At 74.6% G+C, this 20,189-nt stretch carries 18 protein-coding genes; 13 read left to right on the top strand and 5 right to left on the bottom strand.

Annotated elements, in window-relative coordinates:
* Positions 1-44: 44 nt before the first annotated feature.
* The 4 genes from HHX31_RS05790 to HHX31_RS05775 all read left to right on the top strand — a co-directional run bounded on the left by HHX31_RS05790 (position 45) and on the right by HHX31_RS05775 (position 3,634).
* The gene (locus HHX31_RS05790) at positions 45-689 is read left to right on the top strand and encodes a glycosyltransferase family 2 protein (RefSeq protein ID WP_169945834.1); all 645 of its coding nucleotides are present in this window, start codon (positions 45-47) and stop codon (positions 687-689) included.
* On the top strand, positions 686-1,348 hold the full coding sequence (locus tag HHX31_RS05785) for a TIGR04282 family arsenosugar biosynthesis glycosyltransferase (protein ID WP_169945832.1): 663 nt from the start codon (positions 686-688) through the stop codon (positions 1,346-1,348). The genes HHX31_RS05790 and HHX31_RS05785 overlap by 4 nt, the downstream gene beginning before the upstream one ends.
* A complete protein-coding gene (locus tag HHX31_RS05780; protein ID WP_311931608.1) occupies positions 1,345-1,956 on the top strand; it encodes a methyltransferase domain-containing protein in 612 nt (203 codons plus the stop codon). Before HHX31_RS05785 ends, HHX31_RS05780 begins: the two co-directional genes overlap by 4 nt.
* A 157-nt stretch (positions 1,957-2,113) precedes the next feature.
* Positions 2,114-3,634 carry a DUF2079 domain-containing protein gene (locus HHX31_RS05775; RefSeq protein ID WP_169945830.1) on the top strand — a complete coding sequence of 507 codons (1,521 nt, stop codon included), beginning with the start codon at positions 2,114-2,116 and terminating at the stop codon, positions 3,632-3,634.
* On the opposite strand, the gene HHX31_RS05770 is transcribed toward HHX31_RS05775, so the two are convergent.
* Positions 3,621-4,550, bottom strand: coding sequence for a UbiA family prenyltransferase (locus tag HHX31_RS05770; protein ID WP_169945828.1), 930 nt, complete (start codon positions 4,548-4,550; stop codon positions 3,621-3,623). The two genes, HHX31_RS05775 and HHX31_RS05770, sit on opposite strands and share 14 nt — an antisense overlap.
* A gap of 121 nt (positions 4,551-4,671) precedes the next feature.
* On the opposite strand from HHX31_RS05770, the gene HHX31_RS05765 reads away from it, so the two are divergent.
* From HHX31_RS05765 to HHX31_RS05725, 9 genes are all read left to right on the top strand, one after another.
* A complete protein-coding gene (locus HHX31_RS05765; protein ID WP_169945826.1) occupies positions 4,672-5,742 on the top strand; it encodes a type III polyketide synthase in 1,071 nt (356 codons plus the stop codon).
* A gap of 9 nt (positions 5,743-5,751) precedes the next feature.
* Complete coding sequence (locus HHX31_RS05760) at positions 5,752-6,306, top strand: isoprenylcysteine carboxyl methyltransferase family protein (protein ID WP_169945824.1); 555 nt, start codon at positions 5,752-5,754, stop codon at positions 6,304-6,306.
* Entirely contained in the window at positions 6,303-7,334 is a 1,032-nt protein-coding gene (locus tag HHX31_RS05755; RefSeq protein WP_169945822.1) for an NAD(P)/FAD-dependent oxidoreductase, read from the top strand. The genes HHX31_RS05760 and HHX31_RS05755 overlap by 4 nt, the downstream gene beginning before the upstream one ends.
* Positions 7,335-7,567: 233 nt before the next feature.
* Positions 7,568-8,281 (top strand): sensor histidine kinase, encoded by a 714-nt coding sequence (locus tag HHX31_RS05750; protein ID WP_169945820.1) that lies wholly within the window; start codon positions 7,568-7,570, stop codon positions 8,279-8,281.
* A 470-nt stretch (positions 8,282-8,751) separates the two neighbouring features.
* Positions 8,752-11,367 carry a class III lanthionine synthetase LanKC gene (gene lanKC / locus HHX31_RS05745; protein ID WP_311931607.1) on the top strand — a complete coding sequence of 872 codons (2,616 nt, stop codon included), beginning with the start codon at positions 8,752-8,754 and terminating at the stop codon, positions 11,365-11,367.
* A 7-nt stretch (positions 11,368-11,374) separates the two neighbouring features.
* The gene (locus tag HHX31_RS05740) at positions 11,375-11,503 is read left to right on the top strand and encodes a SapB/AmfS family lanthipeptide (RefSeq protein ID WP_169945816.1); all 129 of its coding nucleotides are present in this window, start codon (positions 11,375-11,377) and stop codon (positions 11,501-11,503) included.
* A 66-nt stretch (positions 11,504-11,569) separates the two neighbouring features.
* Positions 11,570-11,701: a SapB/AmfS family lanthipeptide gene (locus HHX31_RS05735; RefSeq protein ID WP_169945814.1), complete on the top strand. Its 132-nt coding sequence runs from the start codon at positions 11,570-11,572 to the stop codon at positions 11,699-11,701.
* 93 nt (positions 11,702-11,794) lie between these two features.
* Positions 11,795-13,612 (top strand): ABC transporter ATP-binding protein, encoded by a 1,818-nt coding sequence (locus HHX31_RS05730; protein ID WP_311931606.1) that lies wholly within the window; start codon positions 11,795-11,797, stop codon positions 13,610-13,612.
* Positions 13,609-15,432, top strand: coding sequence for an ABC transporter ATP-binding protein (locus HHX31_RS05725; protein ID WP_311931605.1), 1,824 nt, complete (start codon positions 13,609-13,611; stop codon positions 15,430-15,432). Before HHX31_RS05730 ends, HHX31_RS05725 begins: the two co-directional genes overlap by 4 nt.
* Here the strand turns inward: HHX31_RS05725 and HHX31_RS05720 are convergent.
* The 4 genes from HHX31_RS05720 to HHX31_RS05705 all read right to left on the bottom strand — a co-directional run bounded on the left by HHX31_RS05720 (position 15,334) and on the right by HHX31_RS05705 (position 20,173).
* A complete protein-coding gene (locus HHX31_RS05720) occupies positions 15,334-15,990 on the bottom strand; it encodes a DNA-binding response regulator (protein ID WP_169945810.1) in 657 nt (218 codons plus the stop codon). The two genes, HHX31_RS05725 and HHX31_RS05720, sit on opposite strands and share 99 nt — an antisense overlap.
* A gap of 204 nt (positions 15,991-16,194) precedes the next feature.
* A complete protein-coding gene (locus HHX31_RS05715) occupies positions 16,195-17,121 on the bottom strand; it encodes a hypothetical protein (RefSeq protein ID WP_169945808.1) in 927 nt (308 codons plus the stop codon).
* Between the two features lie 157 nt (positions 17,122-17,278).
* On the bottom strand, positions 17,279-18,235 hold the full coding sequence (locus HHX31_RS05710) for a hypothetical protein (protein ID WP_169945806.1): 957 nt from the start codon (positions 18,233-18,235) through the stop codon (positions 17,279-17,281).
* A gap of 96 nt (positions 18,236-18,331) precedes the next feature.
* Positions 18,332-20,173 (bottom strand): long-chain fatty acid--CoA ligase, encoded by a 1,842-nt coding sequence (locus tag HHX31_RS05705; protein WP_169945804.1) that lies wholly within the window; start codon positions 20,171-20,173, stop codon positions 18,332-18,334.
* Positions 20,174-20,189: the final 16 nt, after the last annotated feature.

The raw sequence follows: 20,189 nt of genomic DNA, 5'->3' as shown, positions 1-20,189 counted from the left end.
CTTCGTAAGAACTGGGCGGCCCCTGCGGCCCTAGCTTCTGCGGCATGCAGATCGATGTGGTGCTTCCCTGCCTCGACGAGGCGGCGGCTCTGCCGTGGGTGCTCGGCCGCATGCCGGACGGCTGCCGCGCCATCGTGGTGGACAACGGATCCACCGACGGGTCGGCCGAGGTCGCCGCCCGGCACGGCGCGCTCGTGGTGAGCGAGCCGAGGCCGGGCTTCGGCGCCGCCTGCCACGCGGGCCTGGAGGCCGCGACCGCCCCTGTCGTGTGCTTCATGGACGCCGACGCCTCCCTCGACCCGCGGCAGATCCCGTACGTCGCGGAGGGGGTGGTGAGCGGCGCCGCCGACCTGGTGCTGGGCCGCCGCAGGCCCGTCACCGCGTCGGCGTGGCCCGCGCACGCCCGGCTGGGCAACCGGGTGCTCGCCTGGCGGCTGCGCCGCCGCACCGGCGCGCCGCTGCACGACCTCGGCCCGATGCGCGCCGCCCGCCGTACGGCGCTGCTCGCCCTGGGCCTGCGGGACCGGCGGTTCGGCTACCCCCTGGAGATGGTGCTGCGGGCGAGCGAGGCGGGCTGGCGCATCGGCGAGGTGGAGGTCGACTACCTGCCGCGGGTGGGCCGCTCGAAGGTGACGGGGACCGTCCGCGGCACCGTGCGGACGGTGCGCGACATGTGGCGGGCGGCGTGACGCCGGCCGCGAGCGGCACCACGGCGCAACTCGTCGTCATCGCCAAGGCGCCCGTGCCGGGGACCGTGAAGACCCGGCTCACGCCGCCCTGCACCGCGAGGGAGGCCGCCGCGCTCGCGGAGGCCGCGCTGCGCGACACGCTGTCGGCCGTCGCCGCCACCCCCGCCGCGCGCCGGGTGCTGGCCCTGCACGGCGAGCCGGGGCCCTGGCTGCCCGAGGGGTTCGACGTGGTCGCCCAGCGGGGGGACGACCTTGCCGCACGGCTGGCCGCCGCCTTCGCCGACGCGTGGACGGCCCTGCCCGTCCCTGTCGTGCTGATCGGCATGGACACCCCTCAGGTCACCCCCGCTCTGCTGGCCGAGGCGGGGCGGCTGCTTGACGGGCACGAGGTCGTGGTCGGCCCGGCCGCCGACGGCGGGTTCTGGCTGCTCGGGCAGCGCACGCCCGACCCCGCCCTGCTGGCCGGGCTGCCGATGTCGCGGCCCGACACGGGAGCGCTGCTGATGGAGCGGATCCGCGCCGCCCGCGTACGGACCGCCCTGCTGCCCGAACTGACCGACGTGGACACCGTCGCGGACGCGCGCGCGGTCGCCGCGCGGATCCCGTCCTCGCGGTTCGCGGCGACGCTGGCGGCCCTCGGCGCGGACGTCCCGGCGTGATCGGCCCCCTCTACGCCGAGGCGCTTGACGGCGCGCGGGTCGAGGTCGAGTCGGCCGACGGCGGCACGTGGCCGCTGGAGGCGCGGCGCTGGCTCCACGGCGCCGAAGGGGACGAGGCCATGCTCGCCCGCTGCGCCGACCCCACACTCGACGTGGGCTCGGGACCCGGGCGGCTGACCGTGGCGCTGACGAGGCGCGGGGTGCGGGCGCTCGGCATCGACGTCACCCCCCGGGCCGTCCGGCTCACCCGCCTGGCCGGCGGGCGGGCCCTCTGCCGTGACGTGTTCGGCCACGTGCCCGGCGCAGGCCGCTGGGGCACCGTGCTGCTGGCCGACGGCAACATCGGCATCGGCGGCGACCCCGACGCCCTGCTGCGCCGGGTCCGCGAGCTGCTGCGGCCCGGCGGCGAGGTCGTCGCGGAACTCGATCCGCCCGGCGCCGCGACCCGCACGGAACGGGTCCGGCTGCGCGGGGAGGGAAGGGCCACCGGGTGGTTCGACTGGGCGCGGGTCAGCGTGTCCGGCATCGGGCCGCTCGCCGCGCGCACCGGCTTCCGCCCCGCGGAGGTGTGGACCGAGGCGGGCCGCTGGTTCTCCGTCCTGGACTGAATGGGGCACATCTCGCCATTCCGGGCGTCCCGGGAAGGCACGTCCGCCGGTCAGGCGCCGGTTCCGGTCCGCGCCGTGCCCGCGTGGATAGGCTGCCGCGCAAAGCGGGGGGAAGCGAACGGGGCGGATGGCGGGGATCGCGCGCGCGGCCGCACGCATGACTGCACGGGCGGTCGCACGACGGTGGCGGGCGCGGCGCGGCGACCCCGTCGAAGGGAACGGCGCCGCCGGAGACCTCTCCACCGGGAGTGCGCGCCGCCGGGATTTCGCGTGCGTCTGCGCCCTCACCGTCGCGGCGGCGGCGCTCTACGCGTTCTACTCGTGCGTGCGGCTTGCGCGGTTCCGCGCGGGCGCCTACGACCTGGTGATCTTCGACCAGGCGATCCGGTCGTACGCGCGCCTCCAGCCGCCGGTCTCGATGCTGAAGGGAGTGCACAACGGGTTCGGGCCGGGGTTCTGCGTGCTCGGCGACCACTGGTCTCCGGCGCTCGCGCTGCTGGCGCCGCTGTACCGGATCCACGACGGGCCCGCGACCCTGCTCGTCGCACAGGCCGTGCTGCTGGCGCTGTCGATCCCGTTCGTGTGGGCGTACGCCTTCCGCGCCGCCTCGGCGGTCACGGACGGACGGCGCGTCGCCTATCCGGTCGCGGCCGCCTACGCCCTGTCGTGGCCGATCACCGAGGCCGTGGCCTTCGACTTCCACGAGGTGGCGTTCGCGCCGCTGCTCACGGCGGCCATGCTGGAGCGGCACCAGGCGGGGCGCAGGCGGGCGGCGGTTCTCGCGGGGCTGGCGCTCCTGCTGGTGAAAGAGGACATGGGCCTGCTGCTCGCCGGGTTCGGGCTGTTCCTCCTCACCCGCCGCCGCGACCGGATCGCGGGGGCGCTGCTCGTCGCGGGCGGCGTCGCCGCGACCCTGGTGGCGACGGCCGTCCTCGTCCCGTGGTTCGGAGGCAGGGCCGGCTACTACTGGGCGTACTGGACGCTGGGCCCCGACCTCCCCAGGGCCGTCGCGCACGCCGTCACCCATCCTGGCGACGTGGCCGCGCTGCTCGCCGACCCGCCGCTGAAGCTGCGCACGCTCGTGCTGACGCTGGCTCCCGTGCTGTTCACCGCGGTGCTGTCCCCGCTGTCGCTCATCCTGCTGCCGCCGCTGCTGGAACGCATGCTCGCCAGCACCTATCCGAACTGGTGGACCCCGCGCTACCACTACACGGCCTTCGTCGTCGCGGTCGTCTTCGCCGCCGGGGTCGACGGCGCGCTGCGGGCGGCCGCCCGCCTTCCTCGACGGCCCGCAACGCTCGTGCGGGCGTGGGCGCTGCTGACGCTCGCCGTCGCGTTCGCGCTCGTGCCGTTCTTCTCGTTCGGCGCGCTGTTCACCCCGGGTTTCCACGCCGAGACCGCCCGGACCCGCGCGGCCGTACGGGCCGTCGCCGCTGTGCCGGACGGCGCGCTGGTCGAGGCGTCCGACTCCCTCGCCCCCGCCCTGTCCCCGCGTACGCGGACGCTGCTGTGGGACCGCACGCCGCGCGGGGCGCCCTGGGTCGCCGCCGACGTGGGGGCCAGGGCCTTTCCCTTCGACTCGGTCGGCGCGCAGGTCGCGCGGGTCGAGGCGCTGCGCGCGCGGGGCTACCGGGTGGTGTTCCAGGAGGCCGGATACGTGGTGCTCACCCTGCGGTGAACGCCCCCGGCGCGGCCGCCAGCAGCAGGACGTCGACGCCGGCGGCGCCGATCGCGGCGGCGAAGGGCGCCCGGGGCACACGCCGCCCGAGCAGCGGCCCCGCCGCGGCGCACACGGCCACCCCCGCGAGCGCCAGCCACCGCAGCGGACCGGCCGGGCCCGGAGGACCCACGACCAGGAGCCCGGAGGCGGCCAGCAGCGGCAGCGGCAGGAGGACCCGCACCCGCGCGGGGCCGAGGCGCTGCGGCCAGCCTCGCACTCCCGTGGCGACGTCCTGGTCGATGTCGGGCAGCACGTTGGCGAGGTGCGCCGCGCAGCCGAGCAGCGCCGCGGCGAGCACCGCCCACCAGGCCGGCGGCACACCGCCCGGCGTCCCCGCCGCCACGAACACCGGCACCGCGCCGAACCCCGCGGCGTACGGCGCCCATGATGCGGCGGTGCCCTTGAGCCACAGGTCGTAGGCCCAGGCCGCGGCCACGGCGAACAGGTGTGTCACCCCCGCCACGGGACCACAGGCCAGCGAGAGCGGCACGCAGGCCGCCAGCGCGGCGAACGCCGCGGCGCGCACCGTGCGCGCGGTCACCAGTCCCGCGACGATCGGCTTGGCCGTCCGCGCCGCCGCGGCGTCCCTGGCGGCGTCCACGGCGTCGTTGCACCAGCCCACGGACAGTTGCCCGGTCAGCACGGCCAGAGCCGCGAGCGCCGTCCCCGCCGGTCCCCATCCGGCGAGCGCCACGAGCACGGCGAGCAGCACCGTCACCGCCGCGGCCGGACCCGGATGGCACGCCCTGGCCAGCCCGGCCGCCGTACGCCATAACCCGGCCGTCTCGGCGGCGGTGCGGTCGGCGGTGTCGTCGGCGGTGCGGTCGGCGGTGCGGTCGGTCGTGTCGTCGGGCGGCGCCTCGGAGCCGGTCACGCCCCGAGCCTAACCGGGGACCTCGCGGAGGCGAGATCATCGCGAGGGCTCCGGAGGCATGCGACGCCCCGCAGCGGGCAAGACGCACTTGTCACGATTTTCGCCAGCCCGAGGATGTGAGATGACGCGAATCGCGGCTGTCCACGGTGTCGTCCCCCCACATCGTCACTCGCAGGCGGAGATCGCGGACACCCTGGCGCGGGTCTGCCTTCCTCCCGGCGCCGACCGCCGGCTCCTCGACAGACTGCACACCGGCGCCCGCGTGGAGCACCGCAACCTCGTCTTGCCGCTCGACCAGTACGGCAAGCTCGACGGCTTCGGCGCGGCCAACGACCTGTTCATCGAGGCCGCGCTCGACCTGGGCGCGCAGGCCGTCACGGCGGCGCTGGACGCGGCCGGCCTCACGCCCGCGGACGTCGACCTGATCATGTGCACGTCGGTCACCGGCGTCGCCGCGCCGTCGCTGGACGCCCGGCTGGCCGGGCGGATCGGCCTGCGCCCCGACGTGAAGCGGGTGCCGGTGTTCGGCCTCGGATGCGTCGCGGGCGCGGCGGGGATCGCCCGGCTGCACGACTACCTGCGCGGCTGGCCCGGTCACGTGGCGGTGCTGCTCTCGGTGGAGCTGTGCTCCCTCACCCTGCAGCGCGACGACACCTCCACGGCCAACCTCGTGGCGGGCGCCCTCTTCGGGGACGGCGCCGCCGCCGTGGTCGCGTACGGGGACGACCGCGAGCCACCCGGGGACGGCGGCGCGTCGGGGCCCGCGGTCGTCGCGACGCGCGGCCACCTCTATCCCGGCTCGGAACGCGTGATGGGCTGGGACGTCCGCGACAGCGGCTTCCGGGTGGTGCTCGACGCCGGGGTGCCCGACGTCGTCCGCGCCTACCTGGGCGCCGACGTGCACGGGTTCCTCGCCGACCACGGCCTGACCACCGGCGACGTCGCCGCCTGGGTCTGCCATCCCGGCGGCCCCAAGGTGCTGGAGGCCGTGGCGGAGACGCTCGCGCTGCCGGACGGCGCGCTCGATCTCACCTGGCGCTCGCTGGCCGCCAACGGCAACCTGTCGTCCGCCTCGGTGCTGCACGTGCTGCGCGACACGCTCGCCCAGCGGCCGCCTCCGCCGGGCACGCCGGGCCTGCTGATGGCGATGGGCCCGGGTTTCTGCTCCGAACTCGTCCTGCTGCGCTGGTGAGGAGAGACCGTGTCCCTCTGGTACGTGCTGCTCGTCACGCTGGTCGCGCTTGAGCGGCTCGCCGAACTCGTCGTCGCGCGCCGTAACGCCGTCTGGAGCCTCGCGCGGGGCGGGGTGGTGTACGGCAGGGGCCACTATCCCTGGATGGTCGCCCTGCACACCGGCCTGCTGGCCGGGTGCCTGATCGAAGTGTGGGTGGCGGACCGGCCGTTCGTCCCCGGCCTGGGCTGGCCGATGCTCGCGCTGGTCGTGGCCGCGCAGGCGCTGCGCTGGTGGTGCGTCACGACGCTGGGCCCGCAGTGGAACACACAGGTCATCGTCGTGCCCGGCCTGCCGCTCGTGACCCGCGGGCCGTACCGGCTCGGGTGGCTGCGCCACCCCAACTACGTCGCGGTGGCGGTGGAGGGCGCGGCGCTGCCGCTCGTCCACTCGGCCTGGGTGACCGCGCTCGCCTTCACCCTGCTCAACGTGCCGCTCATGGCCGTTCGCCTGCGGTGCGAGGAGGCCGCGCTCGCCACCGCCGCCCCTGGGCCCGCCCCGCGCGGCGCGGGGACCTCGGCGTGATCGACGTGCTCGTCGCCGGCGGCGGGCCCGCCGGGCTGGCCACCGCCGTCCAGGCGGCCCTGGCCGGCATGGAGGCGGTCGTCGTCGAGCCCCGGCGGGGCCCCGTCGACAAGGCGTGCGGGGAGGGCCTGATGCCCACGGGCGCCGCCGTGCTCGCGGACCTCGGGGTGGCGGTCGCGGACGGCAGGCCGTTCCTCGGCATCAGCTACGTGGACGGGCGGCATCGGGTGGGCGCGGAGTTCAGGGACGGCCCGGGGCTGGGCGTGCGCAGGACGGCGCTGCACGCCGCGCTCGCCCTGCGCGCGCGGGAACTCGGCGTCCGCGTCGTGACCGGCCGGGTGGACGGGGTGCGCGTCACCGACGAGGCCGTGCACGCGTGTGTGACGGGCCAGGCGCCGCTCGGCGCGCGGTGGCTGGTCGCCGCCGACGGGCTGCACTCGCCGACCAGGGCCCGGCTCGGGCTCGGCCTGCCCTCCCGCGGGCCGCGCAGGTACGGGCTGCGCCGCCATTACCGGGTCGCCCCGTGGACGGACTTCGTGGAGGTGCACTGGGCGCGCGGCGGCGAGGCGTACGTCACGCCGGTGAGCGCCGACCTCGTCGGCGTGGCGGTGCTGAGCAGCGAGCGGCGGACCTACGACGAGCACCTGGCCGAGTTCCCCGATCTGGTCGCCCGGCTCGACGGGCCGCCCGTCACCCCGGTGCGCGGAGCGGGGCCGCTGCGCCAGCGGGTGCGGCGGCGGGTGGCCGGGCGGGTGCTGCTCGTCGGCGACGCGGCGGGCTACGTGGACGCGCTCACCGGCGAAGGGCTCTCACTCGCGCTGCTGTCGGCCCGCGCGCTGGTCGGCTGTCTGCGGGCGGGCCGCCCGGAGGACTACGAGGCCGCCTGGCGGCGCCTGTCGCGGCGCTCCCGGCTGCTGACGGGCGCGCTCGTGGAGGCCCGCAGGCATCCCTGCGCGGCCCGGATGGTGGTGCCGGCCGCGCGGCGCCTGCCCGCCGTCTTCGCGGCCGCGGTGCGGGCGCTCGCCTGACCGCCGTCGCGCCTTCTTCCCGGAACAGGAAGTGCGTCCCGGAATTGTTACAGCCGGATTCACAGTTGATGAACGCCCGTTTTTAGGACGCCCTCGACGAGTCACACCTCGCCAATAGAATGTAATTCGACATAGTTGATGTCGCCATATTTCCTGACCGGTATGCAAAGATCTAACCTGTGCACTCAATGGCGGGGCCGATGTTACGGCAAGCCCGACTGGAGGGTCGTCACTTGCCGCAGTTCACCCTCATCGCCCTGCTCCTCCTGCTCGGCACGCTCCTCATCGTCGCGCTGGTGATCCTCGCGATGCGGCTGCGCCGGTTGCGCGCGCTGCAGGCCGTCGCCGTGCGCCAGGCGGCGGCGGAGGCACGCGAGCAGTTCGGCCGCGACGTGCACGACCTCGTGAGCAACCGCCTGTGGCTGGCCACCCTGCGCAGCGAACTCGCCTACCGGCTCACCGACGACGACAGCCCCCTGCGACCGGCGCTCGCCGACGTGGTGCAGGCGATCCGTCAGGCGTACGCCGACATCCGCGACGTGACCCGCTCCTTCCAGGACGTCTCGCTCACCTCGGAACTGGCCAACGCCCGGGCCGCACTCCGCGCGTACGGAGCCGACTGCAAGGTCGTGGTCGCCGAGGCGGAACTGGGCCGCGAGGTGAGCGCCACGCTCGCGATCATGGTGCGGGAGGCGGTGACCAACGTCCTGCGCCACAGCGAGGCGTCCCTGTGCACGATCGAGATCGCCGTGCGCGGTCCCGCGGTGACGCTCACCGTCGCCAACGACGGCGTCGACTCCTCCGTGCCGCCCGGCGAGGGGAACGGCCTCGACAACCTGCGCAACCGGGCGGCGGCGCTCGGCGGCATGATGGGAACGATCCTCGACCCGGACGGCTGGTTCCGCCTCATCGTCGAGATCCCCCGCAGGAGCGGAGAGCGCCGCTGACCGCTGCCGGGCCCGTCCGCCCGCCTGGCCGGCTCCCGCGGCACGACGCACGGCCTCCCGGCCGGCCCTTCCCCGGTTACTGAACGCCTCGTCGGCGGCTCTCCCCGTGCGCGCCGCCGGACGCCACTGCCCGGTTTCCCGGCGTCCGCCCGGCACGCACGTCCATCCCGGCACGCACGTCCATCCCGGCGCACATGACACCCGGCGCACATGACACCCGGCGCACGCGCCCGATCACCGCCTCGCGGCCTCTCCCTGGCGCGCCTCGGAGACCACGCACTTGACCAGCCATTTGACCGAATAGTCCCGCACAGCGCCCCCATTGCCACTGTGAACGACGCGCCCGCCCGCCCATGACCGCGTCACCGTTCGCCATGTGCAGAATTCACATGACCTCGTTGACGGGCGTAACTTGGCCGTTCTCCCCATTTCCGGAATTCTTTGATGTGACCGGACTGAGGGGACATCTGGTGATTAGTAAGTACGAGATTTACTGCCTCGCAGATCCCTTGTTCTACGACACGCTCGACGGCAAGCGCGCCGAGCACCCCGACTTCTCCATCGCCGCCCGGCCCACGCCCGAGGGCTGGTGGCACGCCGAGAGCGAGACCTGGCTGCACTACGCGCCGGCCGGCGCGGCTCTGCCCACGCAGGGCTGGAAGATCCACATCTCCTCGTCCGTGCCCGAGGCGGAACAGGTGATCGCGGCGGCGTGGGACTACTGCGTGCCCCGCGGGCTGGCCTTCAAGTTCCTGCGCGGCCGGCGCGTGATGACGATGCAGAACTCCAAATACGCCTTCCGCGGGTCGAGCGGCAAGCTGGTCACCGTCTATCCGGTCGACGAGGCCCAGCTGGAGCTGACGCTCAAGGAGCTCGCCGAGATCCTCGACGGCGTCGAGGGCCCGTACATCCTGAGCGACCTGCGCTACGGCGAAGGGCCCCTGTTCGTCCGCTACGGCGGGTTCGCCGAGCGCCACTGCCTCGACGACAACGGCGAGCGGGTGCTCGCGATCGAGGACGCCGACGGCCGCCTCGTCCCCGACGTGCGCGGGCCCGCGTTCTCCCTGCCCTCCTGGGTCACCCTGCCGGCCTTCCTCGAACCGCACCTGGCCGCCCGCGACGCGGTGACGCTCGAAGGCGTGCCGTACGACGTGGAGAGCGTCCTGCACTTCTCCAACGGCGGCGGGGTGTACCTCGGGCGCGACAGGCGCACCGGCGAGCAGGTGGTGCTGAAGGAGGCCCGCCCGCACGCCGGGCTCGACGTCGAGGGACGCGACGCCGTCACCCGCCTGCGGCACGAGGCCGCGATCCTGGAACGCCTGACCGGCCTCGACGTGGTGCCGGCCCTGCGCGACTACTTCACCGTGGGCGAGCACCACTTCCTGGTGCAGGAGTACGTCGACGGCGCCTCGCTCAGCCAGCTCATCGCCCAGAAGCACCCCCTCACCCGGGCCGACCGCACGCCGCGGGCGGACGCGGAATACACCGAGTGGGCCGTCGGGATGCTCGCCAAGGTGCGGGCGGCGGTCTCCGCGCTGCACGAACGCGGCGTCGTGTTCGGCGACCTGCACCCCTTCAACATCCTCGTCGAGGGCGAGCGCGTGGTGCTGATCGACTTCGAGGTCTCCTCGCCGGTCGAGGAGCGCAGGCGCCCCACGCTCGCCAACCCCGGCTTCGTGCCGCCGGCCGGGCTGGCCGGCGTCGAGGCCGACGAGTACGCGCTGGCCTGCCTGCACCTCGGGGTGTTCGCCCCGATGACCACCATGCTGCTGCAGCTTCACCGGCCCAAGGCCGCGCAGCTCGGGCGGCTGGTCACCGAGACGTTCCCGGTGCCCCCCGCGCTGATCGAGGGAGCCGTGCGCACCATTCTCGGGCAGGACCCGCCCGCGCCGCAGGCGAGCGCGCTCCCCCGGCAGGACCGCGCGAGGCAGGACTGGCCCGCCGTACGGGACGCGCTGGCGAGGGCGATCCTCGCCTCGGCGACGCCGGACCGCGAGGACCGGCTGTTCCCCGGCGACATCCTCCAGTTCGAGCCGGGCGGCGGCGTGAGCCTCGCCAACGGCGCGGCCGGTGTGCTGTGGGCGCTGGCGGCGACCGGGGCAGGGCGCTTCCCCGAGCACGAGGAGTGGCTCGTCAGGCAGGCCGCCAGGCCCGGGATCGGCATCGGGTTCTACAACGGCCTGCACGGCGTGGCGTACGCGCTGGAGGCGCTCGGCCGCCGCGACGACGCGCTCGCCGTGGCGGAACGGTGCGCGCGGGGGCACGGAGAAGGGCTCGACCTGAGCCTCTACCGCGGCCTGTCCGGCGTGGCCCTCGCCCTGACGCACCTGCACGACGCGACCGGCGAGCCGGAGTTCCGCGAGCGGGCCGCCCGCGTCATGGCCGAGGTGGCCGACCGGCTCGGCGGCCCGGACGACGTGCCCGAGATCAGCGGCGGCAGGCATCCCCACGCGGGGCTGATGTACGGCTCCTCAGGACCCGCCCTGATGTTCCTGCACGCCTACGAGCGGACCGGCGACCCCGGGCTGCTCGACCTCGCGGCCACCGCCCTGCGGCAGGACCTGCGCCGGTGCGTCGGCCGCGAGGACGGCCAGCTCCAGGTGCAGCAGGGGTGGCGGACCAACCCCTACCTCGACGAGGGGTCGGCCGGGATCGGCCTGGTGCTCGACCGCTTCCTCGCGCACCGGCACGACGAGACCTTCGCCGAGTCGCTGGCCGCGATCAGGCCGGTGACCACCCTGGACTACTACGTCCAGCCGGGGCTGTTCGCGGGGCGGGCCGGCATGATCGCCTGCCTGTCGTCGGGCTCCCGCCCCGATCCCGGGGCCGCCGCGGCGCAGATCGCCCGGCTGGCCTGGCACGAGCTTCCTTACCAGGGCGGGCTGGCCTTCCCCGGAGCCCAGTTGCTCCGCCTGTCCATGGACCTCGCCACAGGGAGTGCCGGAGTGCTGCTCGCGCTCGGCGCCGCGCTGCACGACGCGCCGGTCGGCCTCCCGTTCCTCGAGCCCCCGGACGGTCTCAGGGCGCAGGGGCCCCTGCGCACCGCCGCCGGGTCATCCGTCCCGACCAGCACCGGAAGGAGGTGAACGCACGATGACTCTCCTCGACCTGCAGACCCTGGAGGCCCCCACGGGCTCCGGCGGTGGCGGCGGCGGCAGCAACCTGAGCCTGCTCGGGTGCACCCCGCACGAGAACAGCAGCCTCAGCCTCGTCTGCGGCTGACGACCCTTCGGTGATCACGATCTTCGGCCGCGATCCGGCTGACGGCACTCATACAAGGAGATTCTCATGGCGCTTCTCGACCTGCAGACGCTCGAAGTCCCCGGCGGCCACAGCGGCGGTGGCGGCGGCGGCAGCAACCTGAGCCTGCTGGGCTGCACCCCGCACGAGAACAGCAGCCTCAGCCTCATCTGCGGCTGACAGCTCGCGTAACGGAGTCCTGGGCGGTCGTCGCGGCCGCCCAGGCTTCCGCGTTTCCGGCCCCCTCCCGCCCTCGCACTCATGGAGGACCACGTGAGTTCTCGTCCGGCGGACCTGCTGATCGCGCGGGCCGTACGGCGCGGCGGCCCCTGGCTCGCGGTGCTGACGGCGACGGCGCTGCTGGGCGCCGCGGCCGACCTGCTGCTCCCGGCGGCGCTCGGCCGCGCGGTCGACGCCGTGGTGGGGATCAGGCCCGGCGACGGATCGGCGGCCGGCGCCTGGCTCACCGGCCCGGTCGCGACCGCCGCGCTGCTGGTCGCGCTGGTGGTCGCGTGCGACGCCCTGGGGGTGCTCGCGGCCGGGGTGAGCGGCGCGCGGGCCGCGCAGTGGCTGCGCTCCCGGGTCGTGGCGCACACCCTGTCCGTCGGCGCGGGCATGACCCGGCATCTCACACCGGGCGAGCTCGTCACCCGGGCGGGGGTGAACGTGGAGGAGGCCGGGCGGACCCCCGAGGCGGTGGTCACTGCCGCCACGCTGATCGTTCCGGCGGCCGGCAGCGTCGTCGCCCTCGCGCTGATCGACCCGTGGCTCGCGGGCACCCTGGTGGCCGGCCTGCTCGTGATCGTGGCGGTGCTGCGCGCGTTCATGCGGAAGACCACGGCGGCCTCCGGCGGATACCAGCAGGCCCAGGGGGAGATCGCGGGCATGCTCGTCGGCGCGCTCGCCGGGGCCCGCACCATCACCGCCGCCGGGACCGAGGAGCGGGAGGCCGCGCGCGTGCTCGCCCCGCTCCCCCGCCTGCGGGCCAGCGGCCTCGCGCTGTGGCGGCTGCAGGCGCGGGCCGGCGTGCAGGCCGCCGTCGTGATCCCGCTCCTGGAGATCGCGGTGCTCGCGGTCGGCGGGCTGCGCCTGTCGACGGGCGGCCTGACCGTCGGGGAGTTGCTGGCCGCCGCGCGGTACGTCGTGCTCGGCGCGGGCCTCGGGTCGGCGCTCGGATACGCGGCGCGCATCGCCCGCGCCCGGTCCGCCGCCGTACGGCTTGAGCAGCTGTTCGCCGTTCCTGCCCCCCTGTACGGTGGCCGCGCGCTGCCGCCGGGCCCCGGCACCCTGGAACTGCGCGACGTCACCGTGCGGGCCGGCGGCGCGCGGCTGCTGAGCGGCGTCGACCTGGTCGTGCCAGGCGGCACGTGCACGGCGGTCGTGGGGCGTTCCGGCTCTGGCAAGTCGTCGCTGGCCGCCGTCGCGGGCCGCCTCGTCGATCCGGAACGCGGCGCCGTCCTGCTCGACGGGGTGCCCCTGCGCGAGATCGGCCGCGAGCCGCTGCGCCGTGCGGTGGGGTACGCGTTCGAGCGGCCCGCGCTGTTCGGCGAGACGCTGGGCGAGGCCGTCGCCTTCGGGCTGGGCCCAGGGGACGCCCCAGGCGAGCGAGGCGGAGACACCACGCCCACTGGAGACACCGGGCCAACTGGACACACCGGGCCGAGCGGAGACACCGGGCCGAGCGGAGACTCCGGCGTCGTGCGATCGGCCGCCCGCGCCGCCCGGGCCGACGGCTTCATCCGGCGGCTGCCGCGCGGCTACGCCACTCCGGTCGGCGAGGCGCCCATGTCGGGGGGCGAGATCCAGCGCGTCGGCCTGGCCCGCGCGTTCGCCCAGGCCGGCCGGCTGCTGATCCTGGACGACGCCATGTCGAGCCTGGACACGGCGACCGAGCGGCAGGTGGCGCGCGCGCTCACCGGGAGCCTGTCCGGCCGGACCCGGCTGGTGGTGGCCCACAGGGTGACGACGGCGGCGCGGGCCGACCAGGTCGTGTGGCTGGAGGATGGGCGGGTCCGCGCGACCGGCACGCACGACCGCCTGTGGGAGGACCCCTCCTACCGGGCGGTCTTCCGTGCCGGGGAGGACGCGTGAGGCGGCGCGGCCCCGCCGGGGGGCCGGGGGAGGCCGGCGCGCGGCGGGCAGAGGTGCGGCGCGTGGTCACCCGGGCGCTGCTGCGCGAGCCGTCCCGGCTGCTGTGGCTGGCCCTGTGGTCGCTGGCGGAGGCGCTGCCCGCGCTGTCCGGCGGGTACGCGATCGCACGGGCCGTGGACGACGGCTTCGCCGCGGGCAGGCCCGGCTCCGGCCTGATGTGGCTGGGCGTGCTCGCCGCCGCGTGGGGGGTCGCCGCGGTCGCCGCCCGGCAGGTGCTGCTGCTCGTCGCCGGGATCGTCGAGCCCTTCCGCGACGATCTGCTGGAGCGCGTGGTGGCCGGGGCGCTGCGTGCGGGGCGGGGCGGCGACAGCGCCGCCGTCGCCCGGATGAACCACCAGGTGGAACTGGCGAGGGACGCCTTCGGCGCGATCATCACGGTGGTCAGGACCTTCGTGTTCACGCTGGCCGGCGTGGTCGTGGGGCTCACGACGCTGACCCCGCTGGTCGTCCCGCTCGTGCTGGCGCCGACGGCTCTGGGTCTCGGCCTGTTCCTCGTCTCGCTGCCCGCCCTCGCGCGGCGTCAGCGCGAGTTCATCATCGCCGACGAGCGTACGGCCGGGGCGGTGGCGGCGATGGCGGGCGGGCTGCGCGACGTGACCGCGTGCGGCGGCGAGGAGCGCGTCCTCGCGAGCGTCGGGCGGGAGGTCTCCCGGCAGGCGAGGGCCGCGCGGGCGCTGGCCAGGGTGACGGCGTCGCGGACGCTGTCGCTGGCGGCGGGCGCGTGGCTGCCGGTCGTGCTCCTGCTCGCGGCCGGGCCCTGGCTGGTGCGCCAGGGCGTCACCGGCGGAGTGATCCTCGGCTCGCTGACCTATGTGATGCAGTCGCTCTCCCCCGCGCTCGGGGGCCTCGTGCAGGGCCTCGGCGTCAGCGGCGTCCGCCTGGCCGTCACGCTGGAGCGCATCCTGCACGCTCCCGGCCCGCCCGTGCCGCACGGCGACCAGCGGCCCCCCGGGGTCCGCCTGGAACTGCGCGGGGTGCGCTTCGCCTACGGCGCTCCCGGCGGGAAGGCCGCCGAGCCGGTGATCGACGGCCTGGACCTGGACGTGCCGGAGGGCGACCACCTGGCCGTCGTCGGCCCGAGCGGGATCGGCAAGTCCACGCTCGCCGCCCTGGTCGCCGGACTGCTGAGCCCGGACCAGGGCGAGGTGCTCGTCGGCGGCGTCCCCGCCGCGCGGGTCCATCCGGCCGCCAGGGCGCTGATCCCCCAGGAGGCGTACGTCTTCTCCGGCACCCTGGCGGAGAACCTGACCTATCTCGCACCGCGGACGCCGGCCGAGCGGGTGGACGAGGCGGTGGCGACGTTCGGGCTGACGGAGCTGGCGCGGCGGACGGCGGGCGGCCCGCTCGACCCGGCCGAGCTGTCGGCGGGCGAGCGGCAGCTGGTCGCGCTGGCCAGGACCTACCTGTCCCCCGCCCGGCTGGTCGTGCTCGACGAGTCGACCTGCCACCTCGACCCGGCGGCGGAGGCGCGGGCGGAGGAGGCGTTCGCCGCGCGCGGGGGCACGGTGATCGTCGTGGCGCACCGGATCTCCTCTGCCCTGCGGGCCCGGCGCGTGCTCGTCATGGACGGCACCCGCGTGCTGCTCGGCACGCACGAGGAGATGGTGGCCGCCTCGCCGCTGTACGCGGACCTGGTCGGCCACTGGGCGGGCCCGGGGCCGCTACCGGCGGGAGCGGTAGCGCAGGATGCCGATGTCGCGCCCGGCCGCGGGCCAGAGCCAGCCGCACTCGGAGGCGATCTGGATCGCCTCGACGCGTGAGCGGGCGCCGACCTTGGTGAGGATGCGGGACAGGTAGTTGCGGACCGTGCCGCGCGACAGCGACAGGCGCTCGGCGATCTCGCCGACGGTCGCGCCGCCCGCGGCGGTCTCCAGGACGTCGAGCTCGCGTGCGGTCAGCGGGTTGGCCTCGGCGTCGAGCGCGGCCACCGCGAGCTCGGGGTCGACGACCCGCTCTCCCTTCGCCACGCGGCGGATGCAGTCCACGAGGTGACCCGGTGAGGCGTCCTTCACGACGAAGCCGCGGACGTTGGCGTCCAGCGCCTTGCGCAGCGCGGTGGGCGTGCCGAGGCCCGTGAGGACGACGGTCTTGCAGGAGGGTAATCGGCGGTGCAGCTCCGCCGCCGCGGTGAGCCCGTCGACACCGGGCATCCCGATGTCGAGCACCGCGACGTCGGGATGCCGCAGGCAGCCGAGCCGCACGATGTCCTCGCCCTTGTCCGCCTCCGCGACCACCTCGAGGTCGTCCTCGCTCGACAGCAGAGCGACCAGGGCCTTGCGTATGAGGTGCATGTCCTCGGCGAGCATCAGTCGGATCAACCCAGACCCCCTACACGCGGCGCGAGCGGATGCTCGCGTTTCGTGACCGCAGCGCTCCATTCACCATGCAGGTTTCGTGCGCACAGCAGGATGTCTCTACCCCAACATTTACCTTTAATCAGGAATCGAGTCGGAGAAAAGGCGGACGCCCGGCCTCCGTACGGGAGCCGGGCGTCGCGGGAGGGTTTCCCTGGTCGTGCCTGATCAGTGGCGCCAGACCTTCACGTAGTCGGTCGCCTGGGAACCCTTGAGACGGCGGTCGCCGTCGAACCGCACGGCCCAGGTGCCGGACCGCAGGGCCCGGACCTTGGTGGCGAAGTCTCCGTCGCCGTCGGTCTCGACGGTGCTGACGTACTGCCAGCGGTGGGAGCCGGAGGGCTGGAAGTAGACCTTCACGTTCTGCGCGCCGAGCCAGCGCCAGTCGTTCCAGTAGTTGCGGCTGTCGGAGCAGAAGCGGTCGCCGCCACGACGGCCGGAGAAGTCGTTCCAGCTGCCGTAGTACCAGTCACCCCAGCACTGCGCGACCTGCAGCGTGCCCTTGAGGGTCAGCGAGCGGCCCTTGCGGACCGGCTCGGGCGTGGCGTCGAAGCCGGCGATGCGGGTCGCCTTCGGGCCCGCCGGGCGCGGCGCGTGCCACTCCTTGCGCTTCAGCGTGAAGGAGCGGTCGGCGGTGTACTTCTTGCCGTCGAGGCCGGTCGCCACGACGCGCACCTTGTAGGTGCCGGTGCGGTCGCTCCAGTCGAAGCGCCACGACCGCGACGCGCGGTCGAACTTCGGACCGTCGTGCGGGCCGCTCTTCCGCTTGCCGAACGCGTGGTGACCACCGTGACCGCCGTAGTCGCCGCCCCTCGGGCCCCACAGGTCGATGTCGACGCTCTTGACGTCCTTGGTCGTGACGCTCGCGGTGACCTGGACCGACCGGCCCTTGCTCACCACGGCCACGCTCGGGTCGACGCTGACCGACAGGATGCGCGGGTCCGGCGTGTACGGCTTGCGGGCCTCGTCGGCAGGGGCCGAGTCCTTCGTGGACGACGTCGTGGGCGCGACAGGGCTCGCGTACGCGGGCGCAGTCGCGAGCGCCGTGGCGCCCATGGCGACCGCTACCAGGCCGGTAGCGACTCGTTTCACCATGAGGTAAATCCTCTCCCCGTTCAAGGATCGCGCCCCGGTGTGGGACGCACCTACGTCATAGACGTCGCGGAGAAGAGAAAAGTTGCTGCCACTTTCGGGTAAAGAGATTACAAAACAGTAACGTTCGCATATGGATCCATGACGTAAATGTCGGATTTCATGCCTCTCGTTGCGAACTTGCGCCAGCCGCATACCGTGACGTACCTGCATATTCGGCACGCCATGCGCCGGGTCCATCCGCGCGAACCTGGGCGCTGAACCAGCCGTCCCTCCGGGTGACCGCCTGCCCCACGGTCCTCCATCGGGACGACCCCGCGGGGCGGAACGCGATGGCGACCCGCTGGCCAGGGAAGGGCCGGTAGTCGACCTTCCCGACCGGATCGACCCGCATCAGCGTCCCCGTGACCCGTACGGCGCCCCGGTCGCGGACCGCCTTGAGTCCCTCGATCTCGGTCGCCCTGCGCAGGTTGAAGCCCGTACGGGCGACGGCCCGCTCGCCGCGCGCGTTCACCGCCGTCGCGGTGACCGTCCAGGGGCCGCTCCGATACCACCGCGACAACGGCTTGTCCGGGAGGAACCGCCAGGTCTCCCACTCCCCCGACGACACGGGGGACCCGTGCCGGGCGGGCCGGCCGTGCACGCGCGGCACGCCCACCACGCCGGGCATCGCGGAGGCCAGGCCGCCCAGGCCCGGCAGCGGCCCGACGGCGGACACGGGCACGGCAGGGGCGACGGGCGCGTCGGGAACGGCCGGATCCGGGGAGCCGGGCGCCACCGGCACCGCGTCTCCGGACGGCGGCGTGACGGGCATGTCCGGCTCGGGCTCCCTGTCCGGCTCGTCGTCTGCCGCGGGGGCACGGCCAGGCTCCAGGACGACGGAGACCCGATCGGCGCCGCGCGCCACCACGTCGACGACCACCCGCACCGACCCGGTGGGGCCCACCACGGGATCGGACGGGCGCACCTCCACCGAGCGGATGACCAGCTCACCGGAGGCGGGGACCGGCGCGGCCGCCGCCGTCGCCGGGGCCGTCGCGGGGGCCGTCGCGGGGGCCGTCGCGGGGGCCGTCGTCGGGGCCGCGAGGGCCAGCGTCGCGAGCAACGATCTCATCATGCCCCGTGACCGTACGCACGCCCGGAGTCCGCCCCGCCCCCGACACGCTCCCGGCCGGGTAAAAATCCGGCACGTGAGATCCAGGCCCGTCCCGGGTCAGCCCTCCGCGTACAGCTCCTCGATCACGTCCGCGTACCGGGCGTGCACGACCCTGCGCTTGAGCTTCAGGCTGGGGGTGAGCTCCTCGGTCTCGGCCGTCCACTCGCTGGGCAGCAGCCGCCACCTCTTGACCTGCTGCACCCTGGCGAGCCTGCGGTTGGCGGTCTCCACGGCCGTCTCGATCTCGGCGAGCACCTCGGGATGCCCGGCCAGGTCGGCCAGGGACTCGAAGGAGATGCCGCGCGCCCGCGCCCACTCGGGCGCGACCTCGCCGTCCAGCGTGAGGATCGCCACCGGGTACGGCCTGCGGTCCCCGTACGCGAGGGCCTGCCCGACGAGCGGGTGCTCCTTCAGGTGGCCTTCGATGACGGCCGGGGACACGTTCTCCCCGCCGGAGGTGATGAACAGCTCCTTCTTGCGGTCGACGATCCGGACGAAGCCGTCCTCGTCGATCGACCCGACGTCGCCGGTGTGCAGCCAGCCCTCGGCGTCGAGAAGCTCGGCGGTCGCCTCGGGCAGGCCGAGGTAGCCCCGCGTGTTGAGCGGGCTGCGGGTGAGGATCTCGCCGTCCTCGGCGATCCGCACCTCGACGCCCGGCTCGGCCCTGCCCACCGTGCCGAGCTTGAAGACGTCCGGCGAGTTGGCCGTGAACGCGCCGGTCGTCTCGGTCATGCCGTACACGTCGATGACCTTCAGGCCGAGACCCGCGAGGAACCGCTGCACCTCGATCGGCATCGGCGCTGCGGCGGTGGCGCACCAGCGGGCCCGGTCGAGCCCGATCAGGCCGCGGATGATCGACAGCAGCGCTGCGTCGGCCTGCTCGTACGCCTCCCGCACTTCGGGCGTGACCTTGTGGCCGTACTGCAGCCCCTCGATGTAGGCGAGCCCGGCGGCCATCGCGGCGCGCACGCTCTCCTGCTGCTCCTGCGGCTGGCCGGCCAGCATCGCCTGCAGCCGGGCCGTCATCTTCTCCCAGACGCGGGGGACGCCGAAGAAGAGCACCGGGCGCACCTGGCCGAGCGTCGCGGCGAGGTTGGCGATGTCGGTGCAGAAATAGACGTGGTTGACCTTTACCAGCGGCAGGTACAGGCTGAGCACGCGCTCGGCGATGTGCGCGTAGGTGAGGTAGGAGATCTGCGTGCTCTGCGGGGGCAGGTCGATCATCCGCTGCGTCGTGGCGAGTTCGAAGAGCACGTTCGCGTGGGTCAGCGGGACGCCCTTGGGGTTGCCCGTCGTCCCCGAGGTGTAGAGGACGGTCAGCGTGTCCTCCGGGGTCACCGCGCGCCAGCGCGCGTCCACCGCGGCCGGGTCGGCGGCCAGCGCGTCGGCTCCGATCTTGAGGAACGCCTCCCAGCTCAGGAAGCGCTCGTCGTCCTCCGGCGCGCCCTCCAGCATGACGATCCTCGTCAGCTCGGGCAGGTCGCCGAGCACCGGCTCCCAGCGGGCCAGGTCGGCGGGGCCGCCGAGCACCGCGATCCGCGCCCCGACGTCACGGGCGACGTACGCGACCTGCTCGGGGGCGAAGGTGGCGTAGACGGAGCAGGGGACGGCGCCCGCGTGGACCGCGCCGAGGTCGGCCAGCACGTGCTCGCTGCGGTTGACCAGCATCAGCGCGACGGCGTCGCCGGGACGCAGCCCCAGCGCGGCGTAGCCCGCGGCGATCTCCAGCACGCGCCCCTGCGCCTGGGCGTAGGTCAGCGTCGTCCACTCGTCTCCCGCCGGATCGGAGTAGGCGGGGGCGTCTGGATGCTCCCGCGCGGCCCAGTCCAGTTGATCGCATACCGTTCTGCCCGCGATCTCCCGCTCGATCGCCGCCCTGTCCTCAAGTACGCCGGTCATCGCGCCTCCCAATGGG

Source organism: Microbispora sp. H11081 (assembly GCF_012999535.1).
Lineage (GTDB): Bacteria > Actinomycetota > Actinomycetes > Streptosporangiales > Streptosporangiaceae > Microbispora.
This window is presented reverse-complemented; position numbering and strand designations above follow the sequence as displayed.

Excerpts from the sequence above, each read along its gene's own strand:
- HHX31_RS05790 (WP_169945834.1), top strand. The coding sequence starts at position 45 with ATGCAGATCGATGTGGTGCTTCCCTGCCTCGACGAGGCGGCGGCTCTG.
- HHX31_RS05740 (WP_169945816.1), top strand. The coding sequence starts at position 11,375 with ATGACTCTCCTCGACCTGCAGACCCTGGAGGCCCCCACGGGCTCCGGC.
- HHX31_RS05775 (WP_169945830.1), top strand. The coding sequence starts at position 2,114 with ATGACTGCACGGGCGGTCGCACGACGGTGGCGGGCGCGGCGCGGCGAC.
- HHX31_RS05735 (WP_169945814.1), top strand. The coding sequence starts at position 11,570 with ATGGCGCTTCTCGACCTGCAGACGCTCGAAGTCCCCGGCGGCCACAGC.
- HHX31_RS05705 (WP_169945804.1), bottom strand. The coding sequence starts at position 20,173 with ATGACCGGCGTACTTGAGGACAGGGCGGCGATCGAGCGGGAGATCGCG.
- HHX31_RS05710 (WP_169945806.1), bottom strand. The coding sequence starts at position 18,235 with ATGATGAGATCGTTGCTCGCGACGCTGGCCCTCGCGGCCCCGACGACG.
- HHX31_RS05765 (WP_169945826.1), top strand. The coding sequence starts at position 4,672 with ATGACGCGAATCGCGGCTGTCCACGGTGTCGTCCCCCCACATCGTCAC.
- HHX31_RS05715 (WP_169945808.1), bottom strand. The coding sequence starts at position 17,121 with ATGGTGAAACGAGTCGCTACCGGCCTGGTAGCGGTCGCCATGGGCGCC.